This window comes from Streptomyces sp. NPDC006487, from assembly GCF_042870555.1.
Classification (GTDB): domain Bacteria; phylum Actinomycetota; class Actinomycetes; order Streptomycetales; family Streptomycetaceae; genus Streptomyces.
Window position 1 is genome coordinate 105,119 of record NZ_JBIAHN010000022.1, and the last position, 23,538, is coordinate 128,656.

Here is a 23,538-nt window from a genome sequence, read left to right on the forward strand (position 1 = left end):
CCGAAGCGATCACTGGCGTCACGTCAGAGCCGCCGCGGGATGCCCCGTTCTCTACCCTGCTCGCGGCCGACAGGACCGTCACCCACCCCGCGCGGGGCGTATCGGCAGTCGACTCGGAGCAATGACGTGCAGTTCGACACCTGTCAGCAAGAGCGCTTTCCCGATTTCTATTTCGCTCCGGGGTGCCACCCCGCCGTGAGGAGCCGGGGACTCTCCGCCTTGCTGCGGTACTTGAAGGACGAGCCGGCCACGGAGATGGTCAATGCCTGCCATGCCGGGTACCCCGTCGACTTCTGGGCCCTGAGCACCGGTACGCGGCGCGCGATCGAGAGCGCTCATTCGACTCGTCTGCTCTGTGCTTGTTACCCCTACCCGGACCTGCACCGGTTGGCCGTATGGATGTGCAATGTCCTCCTCCACACCGAGCGGGACTCGATTGTCGCGGCGGTCGCCTCCTGCTCCGAGGAACCGTTGTCGCCCACCGAACTCGCCGCCCTGCACGGGATGGCAGGCTTCGCGGTGCCGACCGACATTGCCTGCGAGGCGCGCCTGGAGGTCTTGGACCGCCTGTGCGAGCTCTTCTTCTCGAAGCAGTCCGATGGGCAAGCCCCGGCGCCGGCATTCACAACCAGGGTGACGCAACGCTCAACGACTTCCGTGTCACAGGCAATGTCGCGGCCTACACCCCCGCTGACGTCCACAAAGAAGGCGGAAACGTCACCCTCGACCACACCCCCTCACAAAGAACAGGGGGCACGCGGTCGCGGAGGATGTCAGAAGAGCAGTTCGCCGGTCGGGTAGCCGGCATCGACCCTCGTCCGGGGTCGGTACGAGCCGGACCCTTCGCCCCGGTAGAGCCACAGCACCCCGGATCCGTCGCGGGCCAGCAGCTCGGGCACACCATCCCCATTGACATCGCCGGGTGCCACGAGGGCATCGTAGATGTTCCAGCCGTTGCCGATCCGAGCACGCGGGGCGAACCCGCCCCTGCCGTCCCCCCGGAATAGCCACAGCACGCCGTTGCGGTCCCTGGCCAGGAGGTCGGGCCGACCGTCACCTGAAAAGTCGCCGGGCGCGACCAACGCGCTGTAGGTCTGCCATCCGGTGCCGATGCGAACCGGCGCCGGGTAGGTTCCGTCCTCTCTGCCGGCCGCGAGCCACAGACTGCCCGCGGTGTCACGTGCAAGCAGGTCGGACCGGCCGTCTCCAGTGGTGTCACCGGGTGCCAGCACCGCGTCGTACGCCTGCCAGCCGGTGCCTGCGCGCGTGCGAGTGGCGCCTGAGTACGCGCCCGTGGCATCCGGCGCGTAGCGCCACAGGCCACCGTCGGTATCGATGGCCAGAAGTGCATTTGTAGTCGGCTGGCGGACCACGTGCCGCATGATCATCCAGCCCGTACCCACCTTGCACGCGCCGGTGAACGCACCATTGCCGCTGCCCGTGATCCGGAAGAGTGCCCCGGCTGCATCGCGTCGGAAGTACGCGGCCCGGCGCGGATCGTAAGGTCCGCAGTCGGTCCAGGCGGCGGCGGAGCGCAGCATGCGGTGGTCGGAGACCAGGGGATCCAGGGGCCGTACGTCGGCGGCGGGGGAGGTGAAGTCGCCGGCGCTGAGGAAGACGTAGTCGAGCTTCTTGCCCAGCAGGGGCACCGTGGCCTCCCCTGAGCGGCACGCACGGGTGACCCCGGGGGTGCAGGCCGTCGGGTCGAAGAATTCCGCGTCGGACTGATCAGCCTCGATGAATTCCCCCATCGCGCCGTCTGCCATGGCGCGGTCGTAGAACCTGGTGAGTGTGGAGCTGCGTGGGGAGTGGTTGAAGTCGCCTGCCAGGACCACCGGGATGCCCTGCTCCTCCCAGCTTCGCGCACGCGCCGCCAGGCGGTCTGCCTCGGGGACGGCCAGCGTGCCGTCGTCCCAGTACAGATGAACCGAGCAGGCCCAGCTGGTCCGGTACTGGATGGTGCTCTTTACACAGGGGACCCGGATCGGCTCCTTCTCCCCGCCGACCGTCAGATCCAGGTCCAGGCTCTCCTGCACCGTTCCCTTGACGAAGACGGCGTTGCCGTAATCGGCGTTGCCGCAGATGCCGGGCCGGCCCAGGACCGTCCGGCTGTACAGCCCGCGATAGCCGAGTGTGCGGAGCCTGGCGAGGACGGCGTCGTACTGAGGCCGGCACACTTCCTGAAGGAAGATCTGATCGGCATTCCACGTGGTGACACCGGCCTGGGCCACGATCGAGTTGATGCGGCGCTGGTTGTCGTAGGAGGCCGAGCCACAGCTGTTGCCGCAGATGTTGTAACTGACGAAGCGCAGGGGCGGTGCCGTGCCGGGGAGCACGGTGTCGGCGGCCCGGCCGGGCGTTGCCCGGCCTTCCGCCGCGGGGGACGGAGGGCCGTCCGCCACGGCGGAAGGTGCCGCCGGGGCACCGACGGCCACCAGCAGGGACAGAGCGACTGCGATCAGCCTGGACCTGGTCCGACGTTGCATCAGTTCCTCGTACGGCGAGGGCGGCCCCCTGACCGCATGCCGTCGCCCAGCACTGAGGTCGGAACGGGACAGAACAGAACAAGGAGGCGGCAGGCGGGAAGAGAGCTCCCATCGGAACACCCGTGTGGTCCGGGGCCGTGCGCCGGACTCCGTGGCGCCGCCCCGTTCACCCGCCCAGCTGAGCGGGACAGGTTTCCCGGTCGGACCGAAGCATTCAGGACGCTCCGGGTCCGACCGCTCCACCAACAGGATCGGCTCCTGCCGGCCCGCCGCGCTCCCGCCGGGGGCCCGTCAGACCGCGCCGCAGGTGTGGCGATGGGGTCGCCCTCCTTACGACGCGGTCCACGCCGTTCGGCCTGTTCGGGCCGGCCGGGTCAGAGCGACCGGGTGACGCCGCCCGAGAACGGACACAGGGCCGGGTCTGCGAGCTGGGCCGCCGTGAGGGGGATCTCGTCCCACGTCAGACCGTCGGATCCGTCGGCGACGGCCTGCTTGACGCTCCACGGCAGGTTCACGACCGCCCCACCGTCGTTCATCTGCGCCGTGGCCGTGCCCGAAAGCACTTCGAAGACCGGGGTCTTGTAAAGGATGCTCCGGGTCTTCGGGGGGATGTTCACCGTGTCCTGCTGCTTGAAGGTCGTGGTGTTCGTGGTGGAGTGCCCGTACCTCTGCGCGAAGGACGCCTCGATGCCGGTCTTGAGGTCTCCGAACTCAAGACCGATGGTGAGCTTCTGCCCGTACTCGGTCTCCATCGACTCCTCGTTGGCCACGCTCGTCTCCCACCACAGGGCCCTGTTCTGGACCACGGTCGTGCAGTTGGTGCTGAAGGCCACGGCCTTGCTCTCACCGGGGACGATCGCGGAACTCGTCGTACCGTTGAGGGTGCACTTCGCGGCTCCTTCCTTGCACGCCTTCGCGGCCTCGGCCACCGTGGGGGTCGGGTAGTAGGAGATCGAGGTGATCTGGTTGTACAGAGCGGTGCCGGGGTTGTGCCAGCCGATCGGCCGGGCGTGACCGATGTACCCGGTGCGGTCGGGGTGCTCCGCCGGGCTGACCTGGCAGCCGTTCATGCCGATCTCGGAGTTGACGCGGTTGTCGAAACTGGCGTCGATGCGGTTGATGTTCATGATGGCCGGCCGCGTCATGCCGCCCTTGCAGCCGTTCGCGGCTATCGAAAGCACGCTCCCCGACCAGTCGGGGTTGGAGAAGTGCATGGACGAGAGGTACGGATTGGCCTGCTCCATGCGCTTGCGCAGGGTGTCAAGTGCGGCCTGTCCGCTGGGCGGCGTCAGCGGCGCGTCCTGCACCGTTCCGAACGTTGCGATCTTCACGAGTTCGCGGAAATTCGCGGCACACGCGAGGGCGCCGTTGTAGTGGCAAAAGCGGGGCGGGGCGGAGTCAGCAGCTTGTGCGACTGCGGAGGTCGAGACGACGGCCAGCGCGGCCAGTGCCGAGACAGCGATCTTGCGGTTCAACGATGCTCCAGGATGATCAGAGGGGCCTGCTTCGTTTCTCATTCCTGGGCGTTTTCACATGCCGGACCCTTGGCTTCAGGTGGCTGTGGATCCACCGGAATCGAAATCTGTGCCAAGGGCGGCTGCGACGACCCAGATTGAGAATGCAGGCCCCGATCCGGGCCTTGAATAGGCCGGAAGCCCCGCCTTGAGTACTAGTACCCCGCCGAAATCCGCTTCAGCCGGCTCTGTCCGCCACATCGGCGCCGTGGGAGCGGACCATGTCCAGGTAGTCCGCCGCCAGGCGGTGGCAGTCCCCCGGCCACCGCGCGGAGACGTAGTTGCCGTCCCGCACCGTGAACCCGCGGCCCGGCCGCCGGGCGTTGTCGCGCACCGGCAGGCGGGGACCGGCGAGGAAGTGCCCCGGTTCGGCGAGGGCCGCGGTGACCTCTTCCTGGACCGTGGTCGAATAGGTGCGGTAGTACCGCCCCAGCCACAGGCGGGTGAGGTTCCAGCCGGTCAGTTCCAGCAGCGTGGTGAGGGCCGTGGTACGGCGGCCGTAGAGCACCGAGCGTCCGGTGGCGGCGTCCTTCGCGCGCGCCGCCAGGAGCACGCCGTGGCACACCGCACCCACCGGCAGGCCCCGGGTGAACACGTTCGCGAACAACCCCTGTGCGACGGGGTCCTCCAGCATGGTGCGCATGCCGTGGGCATGGCCACCGGGAACGAAGAGCCCGGCCACCACGGTCGTGTCGACCTCGGCGTACGGCACGGGAGAACGGAAGTGGGGATCCTCGGTGAGGCGCCGGTACGCGGCCAGCTCGGCGCGCCGGGTCATCAGCCACGGAGAGAGCCACGAAAACCCTTTGTCCGTGAGCCTCGGGTCTGCCAGGGCTACCCGCCCCTCCGGAGTGGCGAACCGCACGTCGTAGCCCGCCTGCCGCAGCGCAGCCCAGGGGACCGCCGCTTCCGTGGGGTCGTAGTCGGACGCGGGCAGCAGGAAGAGGATCACACGTGCTCCTGGAGGTGGACGGACACGGCGGGAGGCCAAGTGACGGGCGGGGCGGGCCAAGACCCGGGCCGGTCGACCCCGGGCACCGGAGGAGCGACGGGAGGCGGCTCTGTGCCCGGGGCCGGTGAGCCGACCCTACGGGGCTCCTGCCGCGCCGGCATTGACCGGGGAGGCCAACTCCTTGACTCCAGGGACAGGGCGGGACGTTGATGGGCGAGGATGCTTGGCCGACGACGGCACCTCGTGGCGCGAGCTCCTCGACGCGGCGCGTCGCGGACGGGCCAGGGCCCTGTTGGAGACGACGTCCCTGCCTCTGGATCGGGTGGCCGCCGCGGTGGGACCGGGCAGTGCGACCCCCTCGTCCGCGCCTTCGCACGGTGGGAGGGCATGCCATCGGGCGGGTACCGCACCCGGCACGCGGGCGGGGCGGCGGGAGCCGGCGGTCGGCACCCCGCAGCCGGCGGTACGCCTGCTTCACGAGGACCGCGGCGAGCCCCCGGCCTGTGTGGACCTCGGTGTGGAAGAAGACCCGTTGGTCGTCGCGATCTCGGTACGAGGCCGGGCCGGCCCGCTCCCCGTCGACGAGGATCTCGTAGCGCCGGCGGTCCTCGACGCGACGGACGACGAAGGCCGTGGTCGTCTGCTCGCTCATGGCCGGCCTCTCGGTGGGAGGTCAGCGGGGGGCTGGGTTCCGGCGGGGGGAGAGGACGGCGTTGGGCAGGTTCGGGGCAGGCAGCCGATCGCCGGGGTAGCCCTCGACACGGCCGAAGCGCTCGGATGCCTGCGCCCACGCCTGCCGCGCCTCGACGATGTCCTGGTGGCTGCGGCCGATGAAGTTCCACCACATCACGATCGCCTCCTCGAAGGGCGGGCCGCCCAGGAGGACCGCGCGTGCCGGGCGGTCGGACTCGTTGGCGAGGGTGACGCCGGCGCGTCCGGCGGCGGCGTAGCCGAGTTCGGCGGGGCGCAGGAGGGTGCCCTCGAGCCGGACGTCGCCTTCGTCGACGAGCAGGCCGTGCTCGAAGGCCGGGTCGGTGTCAAGGGTGACGGTGGCTCGGGCGTCGAGCAGGATCTCGGCACCCAGGAGTGGAGTGAAGGTGTGCACGGGGGAGGTCGCCCCGGCGAGGGTGCCCAGGAAGACCCGCAGTTCGGCCCCCTCTATACGGCGGGGCTCGGGGGCGTGGTGCTGGAAGGCTCGGGGGGCGTGGCGGTGTGCGGAAGGGAGGGCCACCCAGAGCTGGACGCCGTGCAGCACGGTCGTGGCATCAGTGGAGACCTCCGAATGGCAGATCCCGTGGCCGCCGGTCATGAGGTTGAGCTCGCCGGGCCGCACGAGGGCATGGGTGCCCAGGCTGTCGCGGTGCTCGATCTCGCCGCTGAACAGCCAGCTGACGGTCTGCAATCCGGTGTGCGGGTGGGGGGCGACGTCCATGCCGCCGGTGTCGGCGACGAGGTCGGGGCCGTAGTGGTCGGCGAAGCACCAGGCCCCGATGAGCGCGCGCGCCCGCTGCGGCAGCGTGCGCCGCACCCTCATGCCACGCAGTCCGCCCAGCGGGACGTCCCGGGCGCTGAGGACGTCGACCTCGGCGTCACCCATTTCCGGTCCTTCCCTCCACCGTGTGGATCCGTTCCCGACCACGGTGGGGTGATCGTCATGCCGGTGCACGGCCGCCCGTCCGCACTTTCCGGCTCATCGCGTGGCGGCCCATGGCGCACCCGGTGTCGAGAGCCGCCACAGCACCACCGCACCGACGGCCAGTAGGGCCAACGCCACTCCCAGGACGAGGGAGAGCCCGATCTTCAGGAGCAGGGCTCCGGCGAGTGCGCCCAGGAGCATCGCAAGTACGGACAGGATCCGTCGGCCGGGCCTCGGCGCCGTGCCGCCGGCGGGGCCGGAGTCGGCGGCGAGCCCGGTCAGGGTGAGGGTGAGCACGGTCGTCGTGAGGTCGGGGACGCCGAGCCGTCGGGCGACCGCGTTCTGGAGTCCCATGGCGAGGCCGAGGAGCACGATCAAGGTGTACTGGACGGCGGTGCTCACCTCGTCGTGGCCCGCCAGGGTGGTGACGAGGGCGCCGGCGAACAGCGCGGCCTGTACGGTCATGGCCGAGGCCAGCAGCTGCCCCCGGTGCGGGGCGAACCGCACGCTGAAGCGTCCGCCGGCCAGTGCACCGGTGAGGAAGGCGGCCACCGAGACGACGGAGGCGAGTGCCGACAAATCCTGGGCGTCCGCCAGGGCGAAGCCGAGGAACACCACGTTGCCCGTCATGTTGGCGACGAAGACGTGCCCAAGTCCCAGATAGCTCACCGCGTCCACCAGGCCCGTGACGACGGTGAGTGCGAGCATCACGGGCGGCAGCGGGCCGTGCTGGTCCCCCTTCGGGGGGACCAGCGTGCGGACCGCGTCACGCAGCAGAGCGCGCACCGCCGGATGCTCCTTCCGCGAAGGAGTTGCGGTGCAGCAGGACCCTCACGAGCAGGCCGCTGACGGGACCGACGACGAAGGCGGTGGCCGAGACCCAGGTGGGCCACGGATCCAGTCCGAGCACCTGGTCCGCGGATGCGCTGCCGGGGCCGGTGAACGCGAGCGCTCCCGCCACGACGACCAGGAACAGCGGGTACTCGTACCCGTCGTTCTGCACCCACAGCCCGTGGCGCCACTTGACGGTGGTGGCCACCGTCATCACCCCCGCGGCGGCCATCGCCGCCAGGGGGGTGAGCAGCCCGGCCACCAGGAACAGGCCGGAGCCGATCTGGCCGATGCCCGCGGCGAGCGCGGTCAGCCGGCCGCCGCGGAACCCGTCCCGCCGGAACTCCTCGGTGCCCCCGGCCAGGCCGGCGCCTCCGAGCCGGAAGCTGACCTTCTGCACTCCGTGCCCGGCGATGAGAAGTCCCGTCACGAGCCGGAGGATGAATAGCCCGGTGTCCATGGTGTTCCTGCCGTTCCTGTTGCTTCTGCTTCTTCGTCGTCTGCCGGGTCAGCCGGCGGCGTGGGCGCCGATGACGGCCTGGGCGTACACGACGCCGAGGCCGTAGGCGCCGGCGTGCTCCTTGACCAGGTCGGTGGTGGCGACGTACGTCTCGCCACGCGCCCAGTCGCGCTGGAGTTCCAGGAGCACCTGGACCCAGGTCATCGGGACCGCGCCGGCCTGGACCATGCGCTGCATGGCGTGCTCGTGCGCCTCCGGGGTGACGCCGGCGGACGCGTCCGCCACCACGTAGACCTCGTAGCCCTGGGCGATGGCGGAGAGGGTGGGCAGGGCCACGCAGATCTCGGTCCACAGGCCGGCGATGACGAGCTTGGTGCGGCCGGTCGCCTTCACCGCCTCGACGAAGCTCTCGTCCTCCCAGGCGTTCATCGTGGTGCGGTCGATGATCTTGAGGTCGGGGTAGACGTCGGCGAGCTGCGGCATGATCGGGCCGGAGAAGGACTCGGCGGCCACGGTGCTGAGGACGACCGGTACGTCGAAGACGCGGGCGGCCTTGGCCAGGCCCACGGTGGCATTCATGGTCGCCGTGCGGTCGCCGCTGCCGGCACCGAAGAACATCTGCGGCTGGTGGTCCACGAAGAGGACCACGCAGTTGTCGGGGGTGAGCAGGTCGGCGCTGGGGGTCGCGGTGACCTGGGTGGTGTCGAACATGGGGAGTACTGCCTTTCGTGGTGGATCAACGGTGGATCGGTGATGGTGGTTCGGTGGCCGACGGACCGGCGGACCGGCGGACCGGCGCATCGGTAAAGGTTCAGAAGGAGACGCAGGGATCGACGACGGTGTCCCCGCGCTGCGGCGCGAGGCCTCGGCGGACCCGCCATTGGAGGTGTTCGCCGGACTCGCCGGCTGCCTCGCCGATCAGTTGGGCCTGGCGTACGCCCCGGCCGGGCCCGGAGGCCTGGTAGCCGCCGAAGCGCGCGACCGGGCTCCAGGACGGACTCACCGGCGGGAGTTCCTCGTCGAGACCCTCGTACTCGCCGGCGGCGTAGACGATGCGACCGCCCACGACCGTCAGGAGGGACTCGATGTGCGGGATCACGGGTTCGGGAACGGTGAAGAAGTCCTCGGACAGGACGGCGAAGTCGCCGAGGTAGCCGGGGGCCAGGACGCCCTTCACGTCCTGCTCGCCGGTGAGTTCCGCACCCGCCGCGGTGAACATGGCGAGGGCGGTGCACCGGTCGACCCGGTTGGCCGGCGAGCGGACGATGAGGTCGCCGACGGTACGGCCGGAGACCAGCCAGTGCAGGGCGACCCAGGGGTTGTAGCTGGAGACGCGGGTGGCGTCGGTCCCGGCGCCGACGGTCAAGCCGCGTTCGAGCATGGCCCTCAGCGGGGGTGCGTCGGCGGCGGCGCCGATGCCGTAGCGGCGCACGAAGGCCCCGCCCTGGAAGGACAGCCGGTTCTGCACCGACAGGGCGCCGCCGAGCGCTGCGATCCGGTCCAGGCTGTCCTCGGTGACGGTTTCGGCGTGGTCGAACAGCCAGCGGTTGCCGGCCGGGAACAGTCCCTCGGCGGCGAGCCGTTCGAAAACGGTGAGGTCTCGGCGGATGGTCTCGTCGTAGGTGGCGTGCAGCCGGAAGCCCCAGCCGTTCTCCATGAGGAGGCGGACGGCCTTCTCGAACTCGGCCTCGTAGTCCGCGGCGAGCTCGGGGCGGGGCTGGCTGAAGTTCTCGAAGTCCGCCGCGGCCCAGGTCAGATTCTCCCCGGCGCCGTTGAGCCGCAGCCACTCGTCGCCCTCCTCGGGACGGGCCGTGGCGATCCAGCGGGTGAGGTCGGCGAGCTCCTGCCCCGCGGTCTGCGGGAAGAGGTGGTAGGCGATGCGCAGCGACAGCCGGCCCGCCTTAGCGAGCTCGACGACGGTGGCGTAGTTCTCGGGGAAGTTCTGGAAACCGCCGGCCGCGTCGATGGCCGAGGTGAGCCCGAAGCGGTTGAGCTCCCGCAGGAAGTGGCGGGTGGAGGTCTTCTTGTCCTCGTCGCCGAGGACCGGGGCCTTGGCGAGTGTCGAGTACAGGATCAGGGCGCTGGGCGCCGCGAGGAGCATGCCGGTCGGCCCGCCGTCCCGGCCCCGGACGATCTGGCCGCCCCGTGGATCGGGGGTGTCCCGGGTGAAGCCGGCGGCCTTCAGGGCGGCCCGGTTGAGGATCGCCGACTGGTACAGGTGCAGGACGAAGACCGGCGTGTCCGGGGCGGCCGCGTTGAGCTCGGAGACGGTGGGCAGCCGGCGTTCGACGAACTGCTCGGCCGACCAGCCGCCCACCACGCGCACCCACTGGCCCTTGGGTGTCCGGGCGGCCTGCTCGCGCAGCATCGCCAGGCCCTCGTGCAGGCTGCGCACGCCGTCCCAGCGCAGCTCCAGCACATAGTTGAGGCCGCCGCGGATGACGTGCAGATGGGAGTCGTTGAGCCCGGGCACGATCCGGCGGCCGAGCGCGTCGACCACCCGCGTCGCGGGGCCGATGTGGGGGGCGGTGTCCTGGTCGTCGCCGACGGCCAGGACACGGCCGTCCCGGACGGCGATCGCCTGGGCGGCGGGGCGGGACCTGTCTCCCGTGTGGATCTTCGCGTTGCGGACGACGAGGTCCGCAGCGTCGGGGGTGGCGGTGGGCACCAGCCCCCCGACCGGCATCGTGGAGACCATCCGAAATCCTCCTGTGACATGGGCCCGAGCGCTCGGCCCGGCGCCACTGGGACGGCCGGACGAGCGACTCGGAAGCGGCAAGGACACGAAAGCAGCACCGTGCGCCCGCCCACATCCACTCGTTGAAGGATCAACTTGACGACAATGCGGCATCCTCTTGGCGTAGGTCCGCCTCGGAGCTCCACCGGCCGTCGATGAACCGGCCGATGATCCGCGGCACGCCGGGCAGGGGTTCCACAGAGCCGGGACCCTGCGGGGGTGGGGCCCCTGCCGGTCCACCGACCGGAGGATGCTCCTGCGGACCCGCGGCACGGGTGGGGGCGGACGACGTGGCGCGCGCCCCTCAGCGGGGCCCGCCAGGGCGGTCGGCGCCGGCCGGCCCTGGCCGCACGGGCCGGCCGACTGCTGCCACGCCTGCCACTGCCCGTTGGTCTGGCACGAGGTGGTCCAGAGGGTGTCGTCACTGTCGAGGGCGATCGCCTCGGCGGACCTGTCGGGCAGGCCTGTGAGGGACGCCTTGGGGTCGTTGTCGGGGCCGTTGAAAGCGGCCGCGCCACCGATGCCGGCCAAGGGTGCCACCTGGCTCCGACTGTTCGTGGATCGAATGGCCTGCGGGAAGGTCTGACCGCCCCGGCAGACGGCTTGGAGGTCGACGCGGGACCGAGCCACACCGAATTGGTGAGGGCCACCATCCGGTCGAGCGTGCTGCTGACGGGCTTCGGGCGCCGTAACTCGACACGGGCGAAAACCGAGGCGAACTCCCGGCCCCGCCGGCCGAGACGGCCTGTGCCGTCGGCCCCGATCCGGGTCGCCCAGCATCAGGGCCCCACTCGGTGTACAGGGTCCTGGAGGCCGGGTACGCAGCGAAGCGCCTTCAGCGCTCCTGCGCTCCTGCACTCCTGCTCGTGCTGATGCCGACCGCAGGGTGCTGTCACGGTGTCCGGGTGGGGATGGGTTGATCTTCGAGGGTGTCCGTCCGGGAGGAGGAGGCGTGTCGGACGTGGTGCCGCCGTACGGGAGTCACCGCTACACGGGCGTGATGGACGCTGTCGCCTGAGAGGCGCCCGTCGCGGAGGGTCTCCCGCGGCTGCCTCCCAACCGCGTGAGCCGTGGCGGTTTCCGGGCAGTGGCCGGCCGACCACCACGACGAGGTCGGTGTCGGCGTCGATGACGACCTGATGAGCAGTGGAGCAGCGGTAGTTCTCGGGCTACTCGGATCAGTGGATCCGAGGTCCTCCGGGTGATCCGACGGTCGGTCCTCACCCAGCCGCCCCACGGAGGAGAACCTGGTCGGGGCCCTGTGCGGGCCCGAACCATTCGCACATCTGCGCCGCTACCGGCTCGAACCGCATCCTCCGCGGCTTCGGACGGCTTCGGACGGCTTCGATCCCATCCTTTTCCGCCCGCCGTTCGGGTGCGCCTAGGGTTCGGCGCGGACTAGAGACGGAGACACAGTGAGAGCATTCATAGCGACGTGCCGCAGGTCCTTCACCCGCTGGCTGCACCAGGGGCCGGAGGACCAGAGCCTCCTCCTCCAGCGGGGCCATCTCACCGTTCGCCCGAACAGGCCGTGCCGCTGCGGTGACTGCCCGGAGAGGTGACTCCAGGTGTCCGGCTGCCGGTACTACGGGTCGGACACGCATCGCGCCGGGCCGGGAAGCCCGCTTCGGCGTAGGCGCGGGCCCGGCCGACGGGCCGCGCCGTGGTCCGGCCGGGGTCCCGTGTCAGATCCCCATGTTCGCCAACGCCACTCCGATGCTCTGCAGGGTCGCGGCCAGAGCGGGGTGGCCCAGATCGAACCTCTCTGCCGCCAGCGTCACGGCCTCTCCCACACGACCGTCCGGGGCGGCCGCATCGACCGTGCCCCGCCGTTCGACCTGCTCAAGAAACCCTTCAAGGTGTTCGCGGTCCTTCAGCGAGACGGAGGGATGACGCTCCAACTGCTCGCGCAGGGAGATCAACCGCCCTTCCAGTTCACGTGCCGACAATCTTGATCATCCTTCGTGCGCATGGCCGGTCCGGGCGGGCTGTGGTCGCATCGTGGCACCGGCCGCCCGACGCGGCACGAGGTGGACGCCCGCAGACACGAGGGTGCAGGGCAACGGCCGTCCCTTGACGTCACCCTGCACCCGGGTGCTGCTGCCCCGACGCAAACGAAGTCCGGCCGAAAGGGCAACTGAGGGGCCGCCACTCGCTGACCCGTCCGTCGAAGCTAGGGGAACCGGGGCGCACCGAGTATCCGCCCATCGGTCATCCGCCATGCCTAGACCGTCGGGGCCGGGGTCGGGGTCGGGCAGTCCGATGCCGACGCCGCCGACGCCTCCGCACAGCAGAAGCGAGGGCGTCAGCACTGCGAGCCCGGTGCCCCGGTCGAGCAGCAGGGCGAGGGATCCGGTGCCCGCGGTCAAGGAGGACGCACCCGAGTGCCGCGAGCGCGCGGGGGCCGACGGCGCCGGACCGCGTGCCGGCGAACCGTGCGCAGAGCGAGGTCAGGGCGAACATCGGGACCGTGGCGGCTCCTGCAGCCGGGGCGCTGTAGCCGAGGTCGTTCTGCACGTAGATCATCAGGGGCAGGAAGTAGCCGCGTAGGCCACGCCCATAGTCCGAAGGCGAGGATCGAAGGGATCGTGACCGGCCGGGTCACGCTGCCCCGGGCGTACGCCTCGCCGCTCTGCGCGCCGCAGACCAACGCGGTCAGGCCCAGGCCGCTGAGCACGACGCCCCACAGGTCCAGCCGGCGCCTCCGGGCGGGCTGTCCAGTCGGGCCGCAGCCGGGCCGCGGCGATCCACCCGACGACACCGACAGGCAGGTTGAGCAGGAAGATCCCCCGCCGGCAGGTCCAGGTGGCGAGCAGCCCGGCGGCCAACGCCGCACCACTGACCGCACCGAACGCGTCCAGCGCCCGGCCCCGCCCCTCGGCGGGGAACAGGTGGACGATCAGCGACATGATCTGCGGTGCGATCAGCGCCGCGGCCACGCTCTGGACGGCCCGGTTGGCGACCAGCACCGCAGTGCCGGAGCCAGCGCGCAGACCGTCGAGGCGGCGGTGAAGCCGGCCTGACCGGTCCGGAGTATCCGCTTGGGGCCGTACCGATCGCCGAGCGGGACCCGCGAGGACGAGGGGGACGGCCTCGCACAGGGCGTGCCACCGACGGCACGCGCCCGCACGACGCTTACCGGGACGGATCGCGCATTGATCAGTCGTCGTGCCCGTCTGACTGCCCTGTCAATTGGCCGGACGAGGGGTGGGGAAATGAGCCGCATGGTGTGTGATGGAGGCATCGGAATCGGCGGGCTCCGGGGATTCTTCATCCAAGGCCACGCTGATTCAACAATCACCAGAAGTGGGAAAGCAATGGCAGCAGGAACAGTCAAGTGGTTTAACGGCGAAAAGGGTTTCGGGTTCATCACCCCCGAGAATCGGAGCGCTGATGTTTTCGTCCACTACAGCGCCATCATCGGCAAAGGCTTCAAGTCGCTCAATGAGGCGGACCGGGTCACCTTCGACGTGGAGAAGGGCCCGAAGGGCCTTCAGGCCGTGAACGTGGTCGTCGCTCCCCTCCCCCTGGTCTGACGCCTCGACAAGCTCAGACCCGGCAGCCTGGCGACCTCAGGTGACCCCGCCGTCAGCGTGACGACTAGTTCGTCGCACCGACGGCGGGGTCAAGCTCGTGCGGCTGCGGGCGGCGACGCACCGCGACGCGATCTCCACCCGAGCCCGCATTTCTGCCGCCGACTCGATGGATCACCCATTTCCTCATACTGGAATTCCGGAAATGCCCTGTACGCGTGGCAAGAATGGCGCGACCCATTCAAGACACGATCCGCAGAGGGGAATCCTCCCCGCAGGAACCGCGGCGCCCGGTCTGTACCCCCGACGGATGGTGTCGATCGCCCGCCAGGAGACCTCACCCATGAGTCGGACCAGGACCGCAGCCATCGCGGCGGCGACCCCTCCTCGTCACCATCGCCACCGCGAAGTCTGCCGCGCTCGCCCGTCCGCAGGCCCTGGCTTTGGTGGCCGCCATCAGCGACGTGAACGCGGCCGGTGGCGGGACCTCTCGCTGACCAGGCGCTGCGTCTACGTCCTGTCCCCCAACAACGGCGGAGGGCCGGACGGCCTGCCCCCGATCACCACCGCCGTGACGATCCACGGCCAGGACGCCACGATCATGCACGCCGGCACCACGGCCTTCCACCTGCTCCACGCCGGTGCCACCGGAAGCCTCACGGGGACCATCTCACCCTCCGCAACGGCTCCTCCGCGACCAACCGCGGCGGGCTCCTCAACGACGGGAAGCTCAGCCCCCGGGCCGCGACCTTCTTCAGGAACACCTCGACCGCCGACGGCGGCGGGCTGCGCAGCAACGGAGAAGCCGCACTGATCGACAGCCTCTTCGCCGAAAACTTCACGGGCACCGTGGGTGCGGCCATCTTCAACGGCGGCGGGCCCCGCAGCCTCACTGTCACGCACAGCACCCTGCGCAACAACCGTGCCACGGGCCCGGGCGGTGCCATCGACAGCCGCAACGGGGCCACCACCAAGGTCACTCGAAGCACGTTCAAGGAGAACACCGCCCGGCTCGGCGGCGCGACCAACAACACCGTCGGCGACGTCGCCGTCGAAACGAGCAAGTTCGTCGACAATAGAGCCCCCTCGAAAGCCGGTATGCCGAGCGAAGTCACCACACCGACGATCAGGGGCCCACGTCACTTCCCGGCAAGGAACACCGGGAGAAGGCTTCGGGGGAAGCGTTCGGGAAGCCGGCCCCGGCCCCGGCTCGTGCCAGGGTCCGCCGACGTCCGGGCAGCCGTGCACCACCACGGCATCCCGTGTCGCACAGCTCCCCGTGGGGGTGGACGGCTGCGACCTGGCGTTCTCATAACGGTGGTGGAGGAGAAAGTGAGGACGAAAATCCGCCACATGTGATCACTCGGTTGAGACCGACCGGGATCTGGTAAGCGCTCGGCCCGCTCGTCCCCCATACCGGCGCGCGTTCGGTGAAGTGGAACACGAGCGCATTCCAGATCTCGTTGAACCGACTACCGGCAGGTAACGACAGTGTGAGTTCTCCGCGCCGTCAAGACCTCTGAGGGGGCCTGCCGGAGGACGGGGCGCTCCCCCCAGCATCCCGGCCGATTGGTCCATCCGGCCCGTCGGTGCACCCCGTAGGTTCGGAAGTGCACACCGGATGCACTGCTCAACAAGAAGACAAGCAGCTCGGTGCAGGACCGTTCGTGACATGAGGAGCATGCACGGCTGATGCGGCAACCGCTCTCCGGCGTGAAAGAGCCGGCAGTAACCAGTCTGTGAGTAGACCCGCTCAGCACAGTCCGCCGCACCTCAGCTCCCGGCAACAGCCGCACGCTATCGATAAATAGATATAGAGCCATTTATTGCGGTGCAATACCGGTGGCTACCGGGCCGCCGTCGGGTACGCCGAGTTCCCGACCCAGCCGCACCTGCTGCCCAGGCCTCACGCCTGGGGCCGTCCCCGTACGGCGGGTCGCCCACCCGCCCGGCTCCGGCACCGGGGCCGACCGGACCGGAGGGGAGCAGGGTTCTCGCCGGGCCGACCGACCCGTCTTCCGAGAGCATGGCGGCACGAGAATCGAGAGCCCGGCACTCCGTGGACGGCAGTGAGTCTCCCGTGCCACTGCTGTTCGACGACGTGCCCTCCGGGGCCGTCAGCCTGGCGAGGGTGGTACACGACCCGGACGTACCGCGGGACCGGCGCCCGGACGGCAACTTCGACCACCGGGTGCTGTGGAACATCCCGGCGGTGCAGCGCCGCCTGTTCCGGGAGGACGCCCACCTGGCGGTGGTGGGCCGGACGACCCGCGGCACCAACACCTGGATCGGACCGGCGCCGCCGCCCGGGGACGGCCCCCACCGCTACTTCTTCACGCTGTACGCCCTGGACACGGTGCTCGACCTCTCCGACACGGCCGGCAGGCGGGAATGGGAAGCCTCCATGACGGGTCACGTCCTGGGGCAGGCGGTACTGACGGGCCTCCTCCGGCGGGACTGACCGCGCGTCGGTCCGCTGCCCGGCGGCCCCCCTCAGAGACCGCGTATCCACCGGCCGGTCCCCCGATCGGACCACGACGGGACACCCCTACCCGGCGAAGAGTGGGCCTCGCGACATTGCAGGCGCCCCCATCGGGGATCCGGCCTGGAACGCGCTCAGAAGGAGACAGGGCATGAGGTCGATCATTGCAACGGGTATCGCGACAACCGCCATCGGAGCGGCCGCACTGATACTCCCCGGAGCCACGCAGGCATTCGCTGCGGCCCCCACGATCCACAACGTCACGGTTCTCGCGAACGGGCCGACCGCCGACGGCGGCGGCACGGGCAGCGGTACCACCGCGAACGGCTCCGGCACGGGCAGCGCGGACAGCGGCACCGCGGCGAACGGCTCCGGCACGGACACGGACGGCGGGGGCGCCGCCCTCGGCGGCGGGGGTACGCCGGACACCGGCAGCACCACCCCGGGGTCCCTCGTGATCGAGTCGACCGCCCTCGGCCGGCACCAGATCCTGACGTCGGACAGCCTCGACATCTCCGGTACGTGCCCCTCCGGCGCCATCGCCGTGGACTCGATCACCTCGAACGCATTCGTCGGCGGACAGGCAACGATCGCCACCTCGGACCCGTCCGGGTTCGAAGCCGCGGCACAGGTGCGGCCCGACGCCGTGAAGCCGACGACGTACCCGGTCACCGTCACCTGTACGGCCAAGAGCACGATCCCGGGGGCCCCTCCGGTCCACCCGCAGTTCTCCACCGACCTCTCCGTCGCTCCGCCGCCCACTCCGACTCCGACTCCGACTCCGACGCACACGGCTACGCCCGCGACGCCCGTGGCACCCACGACGCCCGTCGCGCCCACGACCCCGGACCGCATCCCCAGCGGTGCGCCCGACACCGGTGTGGTGGCCGACGGCGGGCAGCAGAGCCCGCTCCAGAAGACCGGTGAGGGCGTCGGCTTGGCAGCAGCGGCCGGCGCGGTCGGCTTCCTCGGCCGCCGCCGGCTGCGGGCGCACAAGCGGTGAGCGGCTTCCCTGCCCAGCCGACGCCCGATCCCGCCGGGGCAGCGCACCAAGAGCGCAACCGGCGGCGGAGCGTCTGGCTGTGGGTGTGCGCCGCCCTGGTCCTGGTGGCGGCCGCCCTCACCACCCTCGCCTTCCCACAGCACGGCGACATCCCAGCCGTCGGGGCCCCGGCCTCTGCGGGGCCCGCGCAGCCCGCCGCCATGGCCCGGTCCGCGCCAGAACGGATCGAGATCCCCTCGATCGGTGTGGACAGCAAGGTCGTCCCACTTGGGCTCGCCGCCAACGGCACGGTCAGGGTGCCTCCCATCGCGGCCGACTCCCCCGCCGGCTGGTACGACGGCTCCCCCACTCCCGGCGAGACCGGCGCCAGTGTGCTACTCGGCCACGTCACGGTGGGTTCGTACGGCAAGGGCGTCTTCTACCGCCTCCACGAGCTCCGGCCCGGCGCCCGGATCGAGGCGGTACGCGCGGACGGCAGCACGGCGGTCTTCAAGGTGACGAAATCGGAGATCTACCGGAAGTCCCGTTTCCCCTCCGAGGCCGTATACGGGGCCACGAACACGCCTCAGCTCCGGCTGGTGACCTGCGCCGTCCCGGCAGGCCCGACGGGCAGCGGCTACCTCGACAACCTCGTCGTCTACGCCACCCTCGCCTCCTCCACCCCCTGACCGGCGGCCGCACGGCGTCCGTCGGGACTACGCCGGTCGTCCCGTCTTCACAGGTCAGGCCTGACGAACCGGCACACGCCCACTACCGTTGACCCGGTCCGCAGACGGCGCCGCACCACGGCGGCAGCCGTCTGCGGGCGCGAGCGGCCCCCGCCGCACGGGGAATCGGGGCGGGGACCGCTCGGGGTGCCGTCAGGGTCGGAGCGCCGGCGACTCCCCCAAGACGACAGGCAGTCACGGGACGGTGGTGGGTATGGTGCCGAGACTGTCCACCACGGAATGCGCCGGGGCAACGGGCGCGCCGTACGGACCGATCCCCCGCCGGTTCTCGGGCTCGGCGGCGAACAGGCTTCCGCACAGGCCGACTTAGCGCGGCGTCGAGTGAGCGCTGACCAGGACGGCCCGTGCTACGTCCTGGAAGCGACACCGCGTGACCAGCTCTCTTACACCACCGGTAACCGGAGTCGCTCCGCACACCCGCGTCCCCGCGCGCAGGAGCGCACGCGTCGCCCGGCTGGGGCCGTGGCTCGCGGCGCGCCCCTCCGGTCCGGCGGCCCGCCTGATCGCGGATCCGCCACGACACTCCGTACGCCTCGCACACCTCGGGAGGCACGGAGGCCACACTGCCCCTACCGTTCTCCCCCACCGCACCGTGAAAGGGACGGATGAGCAGCGTGGGCACACCCGTCGCGGCATACTCGGACCGCATCCGCACGATCGTGGCCGCCGACGGACCCGCCGCGGCCCGGATCCTGGTCACCGCCGTCGTCGGATGGCAGGTGGCCCTGTGGCTCGGCGCCGACCAGCCGCCGGTCTACGCGGCCATCGTGCCGCTCGTGGCCCTGCGCGGGGACCCCATGAACGCGCTGGTCGTGTCGTTCCAACGCGTTCTCGGCGTCTTCGCGGGTGTGCTGCTGGGCATCGCGGTCCTGAACGTGGTCAGCCCCTCCACCACCGCCCTGGCTCTTGTGCTGGCCGCGGGACTGGCGCTGGGCATGGTCCTACGGGCCGGCGGGCTGAACCTCCAGGTGGCCGTATCTTCCCTGCTGGTCTTCGCCAACCCCTCCCCCGACGCCTACGGCTTCCACCGACTGTGGGAGACAGGGGCCGGAGCCGTGGTGACTATCGTGCTCGCGCCCCTGCTCTGGCCGCCCCACCCGCGCCGTGTCCTGACCCGCCTCGCCGACGACTGCCGGACCCGCCTCACTGCCGCCCTCGACGGCTGCGTGGCGGCCGTGGGAGCGGGCCCCGTACCAGCCCGCGAGAACCTCACCCTCACCACCGAGAGCTGCTCGGTGGTCCAAGCCCATGCCGCGCGGGCACACGAGGCAGAGCTCCTGCTGCGCTTCAACCCCCTGCGCCGTCACCACCGTCGGGAGGTGGCCGGACTGGCGCGGGCCGTCGAGACCGCCGGGCTGCTCGCCACCCACGTGTCGACGCTGGCCCAGGAGGTCGCGGCATTCGCCGACCGGCCCGACCTCGTCCCCGTGCTGGCGGACGCCGCGCCCCGACTCGTGCGGCTCGCCGCCCCCACGGCCGAGGCGATCCGCCGGTCACTGTCCGGTGCCGACCCGGGGTCAGCCGCGGCCACCGCCCGCACCGCACTCGCCGACTACGCGCGCACGGATTCCCGGCCCGCCGTGGTTGTCCTGCGCCGTCCCTTTCTGCGCATCCTCGATGCCCTGGACCCGAACCGCTGAGCCCTTTCCACGGGTACGGGCTACCTGCCTCCTCTCCTGCCCCAACAGCTGTCGCTCACCACGGACCTCATGCGAGTTCGCTACGGCCTGGCGGGAACCAAGGGCCTCGGATGCAGCGAGTTCCCACAGCGGTCCACGGCAGTTGATCACTTACCTACTTCTTCTGTTTCTTCTTCTTGTGGGCGAGCTCCGCATCGTCCCCGGGGTCTTCCGTCGAGCGCTTCCTCGTCTCATATTCATCGCTCTTGTAGGATGACTTCCCCACTTTGAGGACTCCACTGAATTCGCAGGATTCCCCCTCCTTGAGTATCAAATCCCCGACACGCACAGTTGGCAGTTCCTTGACACTGCTCCCAAAATTGACCCTGACCCAGAGCTTCCCACTTCCATCCACCTCGAAGGTGGTCGTCGCGTACCGTTCCCCTCCTGATTTTGCGACTATTTTCACCTCGTCCCACACCCACACTTGGTCCAGCTTCAGAGCATCAGCGCCAAGTTGCCTCGATTTCACGATCTTGAAACGGCGGAGGGACTTATCCTCGGTTTTCTGCTTGGGTACTTTGACCTTGAATTTCTCATTGTCTTTTGCGCCCTCGTTATCCTCCTGCATCCGCTCGTCATCGGACTGAGTGAAGGAGGGGGTTCTCCTTTCCAATGGGCTCGGTACGGCTCCGCGCTCATCCTTGCTCTTTTTAATGATCCGGGTTCCGTAATTCCTCTTCGGGAAGTTTTCGTTCAGCCACGTGTCGAATGTATCGACGAGTGCGGCGGTGACCATTTCCTTGGCTTCTTTTCGTACGTCGTCCGTGATGTCGTCTTCGCGATGCTCCCAACCTCTTTCATCCATGAACTCTGCTCCATTCTCCATGAGCTGCTTCATGCTGTCGCGAGACGACTCGGACCAATATCCGCCAGGCGGGCTGTCACCCAGTGGGTACGTCAGAGTGAGCAAGGAGTGATCGACTGAAAATTTGAGGAGAAGCCAACACGTGGTGCAGTTCCTTTTAGTGCCCGCGATGGTGACCGGGGTTTTCATGCCGCTCGCGAGGAGCGCTGCCACGAGGGCCTGCTCTGCGTGGCATTTTCCCTCGGTACTGAGCCAGAATATTCCATGGTTCCGATTGGGGTCCGTCACCCATGACTGGAATTCGGCAACGCCTCCACCGTGCTTTACGAGGCTGCGCTTGGCGATCGTTTCGAGGGACTTGAGGAAGATGACACGGTGCTGCTCGTTTGCGGCCTCCCGAGACTTCTCGGTGCGATACTTTTCGCTTTTTATCAGTTTGTCCACCTGCCGCACTTGATCTGCCTCGTGGGCCATGGCGGCCTGATCTTCCCGCTCTATATTCCATTTCTCGCCGTCAAGTTCCTGAGCGTAGGCCGAGATGATCCCCTTGACATCGACCTTTCTGATGTGGTCGTTGGCGTCAGATTTGTTCGCGGCAAGGACGATGTCCCCGTCCTCGAACATCATCGCCTGTATTTCGGCACCCAGGTTGAGCTTGGCGAGCAGTGCGGTACAGACGCGGGTCGCGAGCGTCTTCGATATTTCGTGCCGATCCTGAGGCTTTCGAAGACCATACTTCTCGACGAAAGTCCCGCTCTGGTTCCCCTGCTTCCTAACCTTCTTCCAACTATTTCCGACGGGTGCTCTCTTTTCGACATTGACACGCTTCTTGATGAGTTCGACCATAATGTCTCCACGGTCGACCCAGTTGGTTCGGTACAGCTTGATGAGCTGTTTTTCGGTGTACTCTATTCCATGTGTATCGAGCAGCCTCCTCGCCTCGGTTGCGCACAGAATTTGAAATTCCCGTTCTTCCTTCTTCTCGATTTCCATGTCACTTGACTCCCGTGTCGGTCATCTTCTGTGTAATTTGCCCGATGAGGGCTTGGGCAAGAATCTGGGCTGCGATACCGCGGTCCATCGCTTCCGGTATCTGCCCCTTCATGGCTTCCACGTAGGAATCCAAAAGGTTTTCGACGGCTTCGACTTCTTTTTTATGGCCGATCTGAGGGCCGCCCACCTCCAGCACGGCATTTCGAGAATCCGTCGACCCACTTTCGCCCCTGGCGGGTTCCGTTACGTGATGCTCGTCTGCTCTTGCCAGAAGGTTTTCGAGGACATTCAGGTTCATGGTGAGAGCCAGCTCGCTGAATCCATGGGGGTGTGACGTGAGTGCGGGCACGCAGTCCTTCAGCTGGCTCTTGTGCAGTTCGAGAGAATGGACCACGTAAGCGGCGCGGGCCTCGTCGTCACAGTCGGAGATGTACGCGAAGAACTCGGCTGACTTGCTGTAGTGCGCCAGGCGGAGGAAAGCGGCACGCCACACCCAGGCGGCCAGGATCGACTCCGCCGGAACTTCCGATGTCTGTGTGCAGAGAGCTGCAACCCCCGCCCAATTTTCGGGGTGGTCGGGAGCCCACACGGAATGGCCGTTCAGCCACGACCTGAACGAAACCAGGTCACCCCGATGAGACAGCCACATGTCCCGGTGCCATGCGATGACCGAATCGTCGAGTGCCCCGGATGCGAGATGGGTGACCCAGAGTTCATTCGGCTGGACAATGTTTTCCATGAGTGTCATGTTTCCTTTGCGGGCGCTGCGGGAGTCGCGGCGGCGGGCGGATTCTTGATTTCCCGTTGTGACGAACTGGGCATGTGTCGGAGCCTAGGGCGCGAAGGCCTCTGGCCCGGGTCTGTTGGGGTAGACGGAGAGGCACATGAATATGGGTACGGTCGAGCCGATGTGTGCATGTCCGGACCACGCACGGAATCGGATCGGGCACGTCGCACGGGCGGGACGGATCCTCGAGGTGCTCCACGACGGCGCCCTGCAGAGCGTGCTGCCTGCGAAGCTCCATGTGGAGGAGATGGGCCGGGGGCGGGACGGGCCGAGGAGACACCACAGGCCACCTGACCCGCCTGGAGTCCGCCCTCGCCGATGGCCCGGGCAGCTCCGTTCGCCGGTGAAGGAGCTGCACCGGACCAGGTCGAACTGGCCGGCCTGAAGCGACCCTGCGGTCCCTGTTCGAGGAGGGGCGCGGCGGGGCGGCTTCGAGGTGGAGTTCTCCTTCCGGAGTGCCGGCCCCACTGCCGTGGACGAGCTGGTCTTCCGCGCCGCTGGTGAGTCGCGAAGGCCCAGGAGGGCCACCTCGGGATGTCGTCGCAGCGGGTCCGGGCGGAGGGCATGGGCGGGCGGGCGGGCGAGTCATCCTGAAGGGCGTAGTGCCCCACGGGCCCTCGGTGGCCGTAGAACTGCCGGTGCGACCGGTGGTCGGCGGGCGTTGAGCCGCGTCGGATCCTGTGCCGTCCCGCTGTCGTGCCCTCCCGCCGACCAAAGGACGTAGGTCGACGGGCTGCGCCGAGCCATCCTCCGAGGGCGCCGATCGGGGCAGTTCAGGGCCCCGGCGGCGACCTAGCCTGGCCTGGTCAACCGCGTCTCCCGACCAGGCGGTGCCCGGCCGTCGGGCACCCGGCGGACGGACGCGGACGGATGCGTGCGTCGACGCCGGTCGGGGACCTCACGGCCTCA

18 protein-coding genes and 1 pseudogene are annotated in these 23,538 nt (G+C 69.2%); 5 read left to right on the plus strand and 14 right to left on the minus strand.

Annotated features, from left to right (window positions below):
* Positions 1-773: 773 nt before the first annotated feature.
* The 11 genes and pseudogenes from ACFYM0_RS33285 to ACFYM0_RS33335 all read right to left on the minus strand — a co-directional run bounded on the left by ACFYM0_RS33285 (position 774) and on the right by ACFYM0_RS33335 (position 13,585).
* Positions 774-2,435 (minus strand): FG-GAP-like repeat-containing protein, encoded by a 1,662-nt coding sequence (locus ACFYM0_RS33285; RefSeq protein WP_388508030.1) that lies wholly within the window; start codon positions 2,433-2,435, stop codon positions 774-776.
* 425 nt (positions 2,436-2,860) lie between these two features.
* A complete protein-coding gene (locus ACFYM0_RS33290; protein ID WP_388508032.1) occupies positions 2,861-3,817 on the minus strand; it encodes a hypothetical protein in 957 nt (318 codons plus the stop codon).
* A gap of 361 nt (positions 3,818-4,178) precedes the next feature.
* A complete protein-coding gene (locus ACFYM0_RS33295; protein ID WP_388508035.1) occupies positions 4,179-4,952 on the minus strand; it encodes a type 1 glutamine amidotransferase domain-containing protein in 774 nt (257 codons plus the stop codon).
* Between the two features lie 673 nt (positions 4,953-5,625).
* On the minus strand, positions 5,626-6,549 hold the full coding sequence (locus ACFYM0_RS33300) for a pirin family protein (protein WP_388508037.1): 924 nt from the start codon (positions 6,547-6,549) through the stop codon (positions 5,626-5,628).
* A gap of 93 nt (positions 6,550-6,642) precedes the next feature.
* Positions 6,643-7,374 carry a YoaK family protein gene (locus ACFYM0_RS33305; RefSeq protein ID WP_388508040.1) on the minus strand — a complete coding sequence of 244 codons (732 nt, stop codon included), beginning with the start codon at positions 7,372-7,374 and terminating at the stop codon, positions 6,643-6,645.
* Entirely contained in the window at positions 7,355-7,879 is a 525-nt protein-coding gene (locus tag ACFYM0_RS33310) for a DoxX family protein (RefSeq protein ID WP_388508043.1), read from the minus strand. The genes ACFYM0_RS33305 and ACFYM0_RS33310 overlap by 20 nt, the downstream gene beginning before the upstream one ends.
* Before the next feature lie 48 nt (positions 7,880-7,927).
* Complete coding sequence (locus ACFYM0_RS33315) at positions 7,928-8,590, minus strand: hydrolase (RefSeq protein ID WP_388508046.1); 663 nt, start codon at positions 8,588-8,590, stop codon at positions 7,928-7,930.
* Between the two features lie 100 nt (positions 8,591-8,690).
* Positions 8,691-10,577, minus strand: coding sequence for an amidohydrolase (locus tag ACFYM0_RS33320; RefSeq protein WP_388508049.1), 1,887 nt, complete (start codon positions 10,575-10,577; stop codon positions 8,691-8,693).
* A gap of 1,091 nt (positions 10,578-11,668) precedes the next feature.
* Positions 11,669-11,782, minus strand: a pseudogene (locus ACFYM0_RS33325) (IS5/IS1182 family transposase); the annotation flags it as partial.
* A gap of 519 nt (positions 11,783-12,301) precedes the next feature.
* Positions 12,302-12,565 (minus strand): DUF4404 family protein, encoded by a 264-nt coding sequence (locus tag ACFYM0_RS33330; RefSeq protein WP_388508052.1) that lies wholly within the window; start codon positions 12,563-12,565, stop codon positions 12,302-12,304.
* Between the two features lie 576 nt (positions 12,566-13,141).
* A complete protein-coding gene (locus ACFYM0_RS33335) occupies positions 13,142-13,585 on the minus strand; it encodes an MFS transporter (RefSeq protein ID WP_388508055.1) in 444 nt (147 codons plus the stop codon).
* 348 nt (positions 13,586-13,933) lie between these two features.
* Between ACFYM0_RS33335 and ACFYM0_RS33340 the strand changes: the two genes are divergently transcribed.
* Complete coding sequence (locus ACFYM0_RS33340; protein WP_388508114.1) at positions 13,934-14,152, plus strand: cold-shock protein; 219 nt, start codon at positions 13,934-13,936, stop codon at positions 14,150-14,152.
* Positions 14,153-14,805: 653 nt separating this feature from the next.
* On the opposite strand, the gene ACFYM0_RS33345 is transcribed toward ACFYM0_RS33340, so the two are convergent.
* Positions 14,806-15,264 (minus strand): hypothetical protein, encoded by a 459-nt coding sequence (locus ACFYM0_RS33345; protein ID WP_388508058.1) that lies wholly within the window; start codon positions 15,262-15,264, stop codon positions 14,806-14,808.
* A gap of 911 nt (positions 15,265-16,175) precedes the next feature.
* Here ACFYM0_RS33345 and ACFYM0_RS33350 point away from each other — a divergent pair.
* The 4 genes from ACFYM0_RS33350 (at position 16,176) to ACFYM0_RS33365 (ending at position 20,002) form a co-directional block, all read left to right on the plus strand.
* Entirely contained in the window at positions 16,176-16,610 is a 435-nt protein-coding gene (locus ACFYM0_RS33350; RefSeq protein WP_388508060.1) for a YbhB/YbcL family Raf kinase inhibitor-like protein, read from the plus strand.
* A 172-nt stretch (positions 16,611-16,782) separates the two neighbouring features.
* Positions 16,783-17,634: a hypothetical protein gene (locus ACFYM0_RS33355; RefSeq protein WP_388508063.1), complete on the plus strand. Its 852-nt coding sequence runs from the start codon at positions 16,783-16,785 to the stop codon at positions 17,632-17,634.
* Positions 17,631-18,302: a class F sortase gene (locus ACFYM0_RS33360; RefSeq protein WP_388508066.1), complete on the plus strand. Its 672-nt coding sequence runs from the start codon at positions 17,631-17,633 to the stop codon at positions 18,300-18,302. Before ACFYM0_RS33355 ends, ACFYM0_RS33360 begins: the two co-directional genes overlap by 4 nt.
* A gap of 674 nt (positions 18,303-18,976) precedes the next feature.
* Positions 18,977-20,002: an FUSC family protein gene (locus ACFYM0_RS33365; protein ID WP_388508068.1), complete on the plus strand. Its 1,026-nt coding sequence runs from the start codon at positions 18,977-18,979 to the stop codon at positions 20,000-20,002.
* A gap of 154 nt (positions 20,003-20,156) precedes the next feature.
* Here the strand turns inward: ACFYM0_RS33365 and ACFYM0_RS33370 are convergent, their stop codons facing one another.
* Entirely contained in the window at positions 20,157-21,842 is a 1,686-nt protein-coding gene (locus ACFYM0_RS33370; RefSeq protein WP_388508070.1) for a hypothetical protein, read from the minus strand.
* Position 21,843: 1 nt separating this feature from the next.
* Positions 21,844-22,581, minus strand: a complete 738-nt coding sequence (locus ACFYM0_RS33375) for a hypothetical protein (protein WP_388508073.1) — start codon at positions 22,579-22,581, stop codon at positions 21,844-21,846.
* Positions 22,582-23,538: the final 957 nt, after the last annotated feature.

Bases quoted from the DNA above. Each gene is read 5' to 3' on its own strand.
- ACFYM0_RS33340 (WP_388508114.1), top strand. From the start codon at position 13,934: ATGGCAGCAGGAACAGTCAAGTGGTTTAACGGCGAAAAGGGTTTCGGG.
- ACFYM0_RS33320 (WP_388508049.1), bottom strand. From the start codon at position 10,577: ATGGTCTCCACGATGCCGGTCGGGGGGCTGGTGCCCACCGCCACCCCC.
- ACFYM0_RS33315 (WP_388508046.1), bottom strand. From the start codon at position 8,590: ATGTTCGACACCACCCAGGTCACCGCGACCCCCAGCGCCGACCTGCTC.
- ACFYM0_RS33350 (WP_388508060.1), top strand. From the start codon at position 16,176: ATGGCGGCACGAGAATCGAGAGCCCGGCACTCCGTGGACGGCAGTGAG.
- ACFYM0_RS33300 (WP_388508037.1), bottom strand. From the start codon at position 6,549: ATGGGTGACGCCGAGGTCGACGTCCTCAGCGCCCGGGACGTCCCGCTG.
- ACFYM0_RS33370 (WP_388508070.1), bottom strand. From the start codon at position 21,842: ATGGAAATCGAGAAGAAGGAAGAACGGGAATTTCAAATTCTGTGCGCA.
- ACFYM0_RS33310 (WP_388508043.1), bottom strand. From the start codon at position 7,879: ATGGACACCGGGCTATTCATCCTCCGGCTCGTGACGGGACTTCTCATC.
- ACFYM0_RS33375 (WP_388508073.1), bottom strand. From the start codon at position 22,581: ATGGAAAACATTGTCCAGCCGAATGAACTCTGGGTCACCCATCTCGCA.
- ACFYM0_RS33355 (WP_388508063.1), top strand. From the start codon at position 16,783: ATGAGGTCGATCATTGCAACGGGTATCGCGACAACCGCCATCGGAGCG.